This window comes from Isoptericola sp. NPDC057191 (genome assembly GCF_042670225.1).
Classification (GTDB): domain Bacteria; phylum Actinomycetota; class Actinomycetes; order Actinomycetales; family Cellulomonadaceae; genus Isoptericola.
Map to the genome: position 1 here is coordinate 1 of NZ_JBHUWC010000188.1, position 7,907 is coordinate 7,907.

At 73.2% G+C, this 7,907-nt stretch carries 8 protein-coding genes; 1 reads left to right on the forward strand and 7 read right to left on the reverse strand.

Annotated elements, in window-relative coordinates; genetic code table 11:
- Positions 1 to 34: 34 nt before the first annotated feature.
- The 3 genes from grpE to ACFT55_RS17430 all read right to left on the reverse strand — a co-directional run bounded on the left by grpE (position 35) and on the right by ACFT55_RS17430 (position 3,722).
- On the reverse strand, positions 35 to 670 hold the full coding sequence (gene grpE / locus ACFT55_RS17420) for a nucleotide exchange factor GrpE (RefSeq protein WP_380245102.1): 636 nt from the start codon (positions 668 to 670) through the stop codon (positions 35 to 37).
- Entirely contained in the window at positions 667 to 2,550 is a 1,884-nt protein-coding gene (dnaK, locus tag ACFT55_RS17425; RefSeq protein WP_380245103.1) for a molecular chaperone DnaK, read from the reverse strand. The genes grpE and dnaK overlap by 4 nt, the downstream gene beginning before the upstream one ends.
- Positions 2,551 to 2,774: 224 nt before the next feature.
- The gene (locus ACFT55_RS17430; RefSeq protein WP_380245104.1) at positions 2,775 to 3,722 is read right to left on the reverse strand and encodes a cold-shock protein; all 948 of its coding nucleotides are present in this window, start codon (positions 3,720 to 3,722) and stop codon (positions 2,775 to 2,777) included.
- A gap of 136 nt (positions 3,723 to 3,858) precedes the next feature.
- Between ACFT55_RS17430 and ACFT55_RS17435 the strand changes: the two genes are divergently transcribed.
- Positions 3,859 to 4,512, forward strand: coding sequence for a hypothetical protein (locus tag ACFT55_RS17435; RefSeq protein ID WP_380245105.1), 654 nt, complete (start codon positions 3,859 to 3,861; stop codon positions 4,510 to 4,512).
- A 20-nt stretch (positions 4,513 to 4,532) separates the two neighbouring features.
- On the opposite strand, the gene ACFT55_RS17440 is transcribed toward ACFT55_RS17435, so the two are convergent.
- From ACFT55_RS17440 to ACFT55_RS17455, 4 genes are all read right to left on the reverse strand, one after another.
- Positions 4,533 to 5,009, reverse strand: coding sequence for a GNAT family N-acetyltransferase (locus ACFT55_RS17440; protein ID WP_380245106.1), 477 nt, complete (start codon positions 5,007 to 5,009; stop codon positions 4,533 to 4,535).
- Positions 5,010 to 5,068: 59 nt separating this feature from the next.
- Positions 5,069 to 6,586: a DUF222 domain-containing protein gene (locus ACFT55_RS17445; RefSeq protein ID WP_380245107.1), complete on the reverse strand. Its 1,518-nt coding sequence runs from the start codon at positions 6,584 to 6,586 to the stop codon at positions 5,069 to 5,071.
- A gap of 119 nt (positions 6,587 to 6,705) precedes the next feature.
- Complete coding sequence (locus ACFT55_RS17450) at positions 6,706 to 7,338, reverse strand: class I SAM-dependent methyltransferase (RefSeq protein WP_380245108.1); 633 nt, start codon at positions 7,336 to 7,338, stop codon at positions 6,706 to 6,708.
- A 108-nt stretch (positions 7,339 to 7,446) separates the two neighbouring features.
- The coding region (locus ACFT55_RS17455) for a LuxR C-terminal-related transcriptional regulator (protein ID WP_380245109.1) at positions 7,447 to 7,907 on the reverse strand (461 nt) is incomplete at its 5' end.

Genomic DNA, 7,907 nt, shown 5'->3' on the forward strand with positions numbered 1-7,907 from the left:
ACCCTGCGCCGAGGGTTGCGCCACCTCGGTACTGCTACTCGGGGCCGACGACGCCCACGCGGGCGGCGCGGACCACCTTGTCGCCGATACGGTAACCGGGCTCCACCACCAGGCTGACGGTGGTGGCCGTGGCGTCCGCGTCGACGTTGTGCATGAGCGCCTCGTGCACCGTCGGGTCGAACTCCTCCCCGACCTGGCCGAACCGCTCGACGCCGAACTTCGCGAGCGACGCGTCGAGCTTCTCCGCGATGGCCGCCATGGGCCCGGACAGCTCGGCGTGCTGCTTGGCGCGCTCGATGTCGTCGAGCACCGGCAGCAGCGCGGCCAGGACGTCCTGCGTGCCCTGCGTGCGCGCCGCCTCCTGGTCGCGCAGCGACCGGTTGCGGTAGTTGGTGAACGACGCCCGCTCGCGCTGCAGCGCGTCCATGTGCTGCGCCGCCTCGGCCTTCGCCGCCAGGACCTCCGCGCTCTCGGCGGCCTCGCCCTCGGGCTCGAAGTCGAGCGCCGCGAGCGGGTCCTGCGACTCGTCGGCCTGCTCGGCAGGCTCGCCCGCACGGGCCTCGCCCGACGTCGGGTCGACCTTGCGCTTGTCGGTGAACTGGAAGGGGGTCTCCCCCGAGCCCTCGGAGCTCTCCGGGGGCTCGGGGACCGACCGCTGCTCGTCCGTCACTTCTTGTCGTCCTCGTCGTCGACGATCTCGGCGTCGACCACGTCCTCGTCGGAGGCGGAGGAGGCACCGGCGGCCGAGGCCGCGTCATCCTCGGCGGCCTGGGCGTTGCCCGCGGCCTGCTCCTGCTCGGCCGAGGCGTACAGCGCCTGGCCGATCTTCTGCGACGACGTGCCGAGCTTCTCGTACGCGGCCTTGACGGCGTCGGCGTCCTCGCCCTCCAGGGCGGTCTTGACGCCGGCGATGTCGGCCTCGACCTCGGTGACGACCTCGGCGGGGAGCTTGTCGCGGTTGTCCGCGATCTGCTTCTCCATCGAGTACGCGAAGGCCTCGGCCTGGTTGCGGGTCTCGGCCTCCTCGCGACGCTTCTTGTCCTCGGCGGCGTGCTCCTCGGCGTCCTTCACCATGCGGTCGATGTCCTCCTTGGGGAGGGCGGAACCACCGGTGATCTTCATCGACTGCTCGGTGCCCGTGCCGCGGTCCTTGGCGGACACGTGCACGATGCCGTTCGCGTCGATGTCGAAGGTGACCTCGATCTGCGGGACGCCGCGCGGCGCCGGGGCGATGCCGGTGAGCTCGAACGTGCCCAGCGGCTTGTTGTCGCGGGTGAACTCGCGCTCGCCCTGGAAGACCTGGATCGCCACGGACGGCTGGTTGTCCTCCGCCGTGGAGAAGATCTCGCTGCGCTTGGTCGGGATGGCCGTGTTGCGCTCGATGAGCTTGGTCATCACGCCGCCCTTGGTCTCGATGCCGAGGGACAGCGGGGTGACGTCGATGAGCAGCACGTCCTTGCGCTCGCCGCCGATGACGCCGGCCTGCAGGGCCGCGCCCACGGCGACGACCTCGTCCGGGTTGACGCCCTTGTTGGGCTCCTTGCCACCGGTGAGCTCGCGCACGACGTCGGTCACGGCCGGCATGCGGGTGGAGCCACCCACGAGCACGACGTGGTCGATGTCGGACACGGAGATGCCCGCGTCGCGGATGACCGCGTGGAACGGCGCCTTGGTGCGGTCGATGAGGTCCTGCGTCATCTGCTGGAACTGCGCACGCGTGAGCTTCTCGTCCAGGTGGACGGGGCCGTTCTCGCTCATGGACAGGTACTGCATCGAGACGTTGGTGCTCGTCGCGGACGAGAGCTCCTTCTTGGCCTGCTCGGCCGCCTCGCGCAGACGCTGCAGGGCGATCTTGTCCTTCGACAGGTCGACACCGGCGCTGTTCTTCACCTGCTTGATGAGGTGGTCCACGATGCGCTGGTCCCAGTCGTCACCGCCGAGGCGGTTGTCGCCCGAGGTGGCGCGCACCTGGATGGTGGAGAAGTCGTCCTCGTCCTTGCCGACCTCGAGGAGCGAGACGTCGAACGTGCCGCCGCCCAGGTCGAAGACGAGGATGAGCTCGTCCTCCTTGCCCTTCTCCAGGCCGTAGGCGAGGGCCGCCGCGGTGGGCTCGTTGACGATGCGCGTCACGTTGAGGCCCGCGATCTGGCCGGCGTCCTTGGTCGCCTGGCGCTCGGCGTCGTTGAAGTACGCCGGGACGGTGATGACCGCGTCGGTGACGGGCTCGCCCAGGTACTCCTCGGCGTCGCGCTTGAGCTTGCCGAGCACGCGCGCGGAGATCTCCTGCGCGGTGTACTTCTTGTCGTCGATCTCGACCGCCCAGTCGGTGCCCATGTGGCGCTTGACCGACGAGATGGTGCGGTCGACGTTGGTGACCGCCTGACGCTTGGCCACCTCACCGACGAGGACCTCGCCGGTCTTGGAGAACGCGACGACGGACGGCGTCGTGCGCGACCCCTCCGCGTTCGCGATGACGGTGGGCTCGCCGCCCTCCAGGACGGCGACCACGGAGTTCGTGGTGCCCAGGTCGATACCGACTGCTCGAGCCATGTGTGCTGCCTCCATGCGTACGTCCGGACGCCTGTGCGCCCGAGGTTGAGTCAACTGCACTCAACGTAAATCTCGGCGCCCCGGCCTCGCAAACCGCAGGCGCTGAAGTTGAGTCTGTATGGCTCAACCTTGCTCGGGGCGCCTCTATTCCCGCAGGTGATCACGGGCGTTCGCTGTGAGCGAACAGGGCTGCTGTGCCGCAATCCTCGGGAGGTTCCGCTCGCTCAGACCAGCTCGACGTTGTCGGCCTGCGGGCCCCGGTCGCTCTGCCGCACCTTGAAGCGGACGCGGTCGCCCTCCTCCAGGAACTCGACACCCCGCACGACGGACACGTGCACGAACAGGTCCGCACCTCCGGCGTCGGGCGTGATGAAGCCGAACCCGCGGTCCGCGTCGTACCGCGCGACGGTGCCCTCGCCACCACGCACGGGCGCGCCGGACGACGACGGCCGGCCCGAGCGGCCGCGGTCCGCACCCCCGCGCGGACTACGCCCACCTGCGGCACCGGCGGCACCGCGCACGAGCTGGACGTTGCGGGCGTTCGGACCCTTGTCGCCCTCGACGACGTCGAACGTCACGCGTGCGCCCTCGGCGAGCTCGCTCAGGCCATGGCCGAGCGCGCGGACGTGCACGAAGACGTCGTCGCCGCCCGCGTCGGGAGCGATGAACCCGAAGCCCTTGACGTCGTCGTACCAGGAGACGGTGCCGTCCGCGCCGTCGGAGGCGGGCCGGGCCGGCTCGGACGCGAGCGGGAGCAGGTGGTCCGCCTGCGGACCCTTCTCCCCCTCGACGACGAGGAACGCCACCCGCTGCCCCTCCGTGACCACGCCGCCCCCGACGATGGCCGAGCTGTGCACGAAGATCTCGTCGCGGCCGTCGTCGGGCGTGACGAAGCCGTACCCCTTGGTCGGCTCGTACCAGTTGACGGTGCCGAGCACGCCCAGGGGCGCGTCCGCGGCCTGGTCGCCCGTGACCCGGACGCGGCGGGCCTGCGGGCCGCGGTCGCCCTCGCCCACCTCGAACTCGACGACCTGCCCCTCACGGAGCAGCTTGGGCCCGTCGTCGCCGACGATCTCGGACGCGTGGACGAACAGGTCCTCCGCCTCGTCCCCGAGGTCGATGAAGCCGAACCCTCGGTCGGCGTCGAACCATCGGACAGTTCCCTGGGGCACCTGATACTCCTCGTCTTGACAGAAGATTGCTGTCTCCAGTGTCCCTGACTGGCGCGGCGCGAACCTCCGAACGTGCTCAGCGCCACCTTTGCGCCCGGCCCTGCCGCGGACCGGACGCCTGTGGTGGGATCGGCGCATGCAGCCCGAGCCCGCCGACAGCTACTACGCCCGCATCGTCGCCCACCTCGGCCCGGACGGCCGGCTCCCCGTGGCGGTCGAGGAGATGCCCGGCTGGGACATCTACCCCTACGAGGTGGACTCGTTGCGGATGAAGCCGCTGCACCCCCTGGCCGACGCCGAGCCCCCGCGCAGGGGCGAGGACCCGTCCGAGTGCTGGTGCTCGTCGGCGGCGGACCGCCTGCCCACGTTCCTGGAGGACCACGTGTGGCGCAACGAGCGGTGGGTGCTGACCGCCGACCTCGCCCAGGGGCTGCCCGCGTTCCTCATGCTCGTGCCCGTCTCGGCGCACTGCGACCTGCCGACGGTCCCGGCGGACCTCGCCGCGGAGATGGGGCAGCTGATCGTCGCGGTCTCGGCGGCCGTCGAGGCGCTGCCGAGCGTGGGCCGCGTGCAGCTCGCCAAGTGGGGCGACGGCGGGGCGCACCTGCACCTGGCGTTCCTCGGCCGGCCCGCCCGCGTGCTGCAGTTCCGCGGCTCCCCGCTGCTCGACTGGGCGGAGAACCTGCCCGACGTGCCCGAGGACGTCCTGCGCACGAACGCGGCGTTCGTCGCCGCACAGGTCGTCGCCGCCGTGGGCGGGCAGGCCGGTCCGGCGGGCGGCGCCGCCTGAGAGGGCTCGTCCCCCGGTCGTCAGAGCGGCTTGCGCATCTGCTGCGTCACGACGTCGTACCCGGCGGAGCCGTACAGCGTCACCGCGGGCGTGTTGTGCCCGAAGACGTTGAGCTCGAGGGCGGTGGCGCCGGCCTCACGGGCCGCGTCCTCGGCTGCCGTGAGCAGCCCGCGCCCGAGCCCCTGACCGCGGCGCGACTCGACCACCTCGATGTCGTACAGGAACGCCACGCCGGGCACCCCGCGCGGGTGGTCCAGCGCCACCCACACGCGCCCGACCGGCTCGCCGTCGGCGTCGAGGCCGCGCAGGAACAGCATCCGTCCCGTGGCCACGCCCTGCGGCAGGAGCCGGGCGCTCTCGTCGCGCGCCCGCTGCGCCGCGCCGTCGGCCTGCCACATCCCCGCGGCGACCTGCTCCGCCGCGTAGCCCTCCGCCAGCGCGTCCTGCCACTCGTCGAACTCGCCCGGCGTCATCGGGCGGAGCGTCACCGTCGTCATGCGGGCGTGCTGGCACAGGTCATGACGACCGACCCTCCCGGCCGTGACTCACCGACCGCTCAGAACGGCGGCGTGCCGGGATCGGACGGCGGGTGCCCGTCGGGGGCTCGCGCGTCGGCCTGGTTCGGCGAGCCACGCCCGGGGTCCGGGGGCCGGGGTTGCGCGCGCCCCGTGGGCGACGTCCACAGGAGGGCGCCGTCAGGCGCCCGGGCGACACGCCATCCGGTCTGGTGCTTGAGCACGTGGTGGTGACGGCACAGATGGGTCAGGTTGTCGGCGGTCGTCGTGCCGCCGTCGACCCACGCCCTGACGTGGTCGACGTCGCAGGCCGAAGCCGCCCGGGTGCAGCCCGGGAACGTGCAGGTGACGTCCCGGGCCTGCAGCAGCGCGCGGAGCGCTGCCGGCACGGCGTAGGTGCCCGGGTCGGTGGCCAGCACCGTGTCGTCGACCGGGTCGACCAGGAGTCGGCGGAGCGAGGGGGCGCTCGCCGTCAGGCGGAGCGCGGTCTCCGCGTCGACGGGGGCCTGACCGTCCAGCTCGGCGACCCCGCCGGCGTCACCGCCGAGCAGCGTGAGCACCGGCACGGTGATCCGCACGGTGGGTGCGACGCGGCGGGCAAGGTCTGCCAGGCCGGGCACCCGGGCGCCCTCTGCGCCACGGGCAGCAGCGCTGCCCGCGACGGCACGCGGGTCGTCGGCGCCGTCGACGTCGGCGCCGTCGATGTCGGCTCGGCCGAGCAGGAGGTCCGCGAACGCGTCGGCACGGAGCTGCCCCGCCCCGCGCGGGTCGCCCTCGTCCCGTGCCGTGCGAGCGACGCGAGAGAGCCGGTCGTGGATCGCATGCGCCTGGACCGCCGGCAGGTGCGCGGTGATCCAGGCCATGCCGTCAGCGCCCGGGTCGAGGTAGACCGCCCGCTTGTCGACCGCCGCGCGGTGCCGGACCGTCAACGACACCGGGTGCGCCAGGTCCCGCGCGCGCCGCAGCCGGCGGCGGAGCTGCGGCAGGGTGACCCGCCTGGCGGCCGGCAGGACCGCCTCCTCGACGCTTCGGCGCGCGTCGACGTCGGGAAGGCCGAGGAGGGTGTCCGCGAGCGCCCCGGCGTGCGCGAGCGAGAACCGCCCCTGGCACAGGTCCACGAGCGCCGTGGCCGTGCCCTCCCCGCCCCCGGCCTCGCCGGCAGCATGGGCGTGCGAGGCCGCCTCGGTCAGTACGCGCGCCACGCCGACGAGTCGCGTCGCCTCCTGCTCGGACCAGCGCAACGCCGTCGCCAGGTCGGCCGTGAAGGCCCGCTCCGCCAGCTCGCGCCGACGGGTCGACGATGCCCGGCGGACCTGCGGGTCGTCCCGCTCGAGCAGCGCCCGCTCGCACCTGTCGGCGGCCCGTCGCGCCCGTTCCACGGCGAGCACCTTGGCGCCCTCCAGCGCGTCGATGCGTCGCTGGAGCTCCACCACCTCGTCGATCGAGGACGACACCTGATGGAGGGACGGTCGCGGCCCAGGGTCGACGCGTCGCAGCACGTCGGACAGCTCGACCGGCGCTCCAGGTGACGCGTCGACGACGTCGTGCTGCTGAGCCATCCCGCCCCCTTTCGCCGTCGCGGTCGGCCGTCCCGACACACCGTTCGAACACTTGTTCGATCCTATCGAAGTACAGCGCACCCCGGGCGAGACCTGTGGACAACCCCTCACCTCCTAGGTCATCGCGGCCCGCCGACCGGTGTGCGGCGCAGCCGGTAGAACGTGGGCTCGCCACGACGCGCGAGGCGCGGCATGCCCGGGGCGTCGGTGGGGACCCGGTGCACGTCGGTGACCTTCCACCCGGGGAAGGCGTCCTCGATGTCGGCCCGACTGGCGCCGGTGGGCATGAACGGCGGCCCGACGGACCTGCCCAGCACGAGCATCAGGAGCGTCGCGCCCGGACGCGTGCGGTCCGTCACGGCGCGGCCCATCGCGCGCTGCTCGGGGGTTCGCAGCCCGTGGAAGCAGCCGACGTCGAGGACGAGGTCGAAGTCGTCCCCCACGACGTCGGCGGGCAGGGTCGTGGCGTCCGCCCGGACGACCGTCGCGGCGACGCGCTCGCGCGCCAGCCTCGTGCGGGCGCGGCCGAGAGCGCGCTCGACGACGTCGACCGCCGTGACGTCCCACCCGCGGCGGGCGAGGGTCAGCGCATGCACTCCCGTGCCGCAGCCCACGTCGAGCGCGCGCCCGGGCCCTCCGCGCTCCGCCTCCTCGCGTCGGAGGAGCTCGTCCAGCCGACCGGCGTCCGCGGCGGCCGACCGCTCCCACGGCGTGAATCCCACGGCGTAGGCGACCTGGTAGAAGGTGCTCATGACGTCCTCCTGGGCTCGGTCCAGCGGCTCGTTCTGCACCCGACGCTAGGGGTCGTGCGCGCGACGCCACATCGGCAGGACCATGCATCCCTCGTGTGCAGGCCGGGCTCAGACGAGCCGGGAGTCGTAGGCGTACGCCGTCGCCGCGGCGCGCGAACCCACCCCGATCTTGAGGAAGATGTTCGCGACGTGCCGCGCCACCGTGCGCTCGGACAGCACGAGCCGCCCGGCGATCTGCCGGTTCGTGAGCCCGGTCGCGAGGAGGCGGAGCACCTCGACCTCCCGCGGGGTGAGGCCGTCCGGCGCCCCCGCCGTCTCGCCCACGAGGGATGCCAGGTCGCGGCGCGCGCCGAGGTCGGCGAAGGTGCGCCGCGCGGCGTCGGTCTCCACGTCCGCGGTCTCCGTGTCACCCAGCAGCCGGCAGGCCCGGGCGAACAGCACGCGGCACCGGGCCTCGTCGTAGGGCGCCCCCACCTCCGCCCAGGCCCGGAGCGCCGCCCGCAGGAGGCCGACGGCACCGCGCGGGTCGCCGTCGGCGAGCGCCACCGCGCCCGCGCACTGTGCGCTCG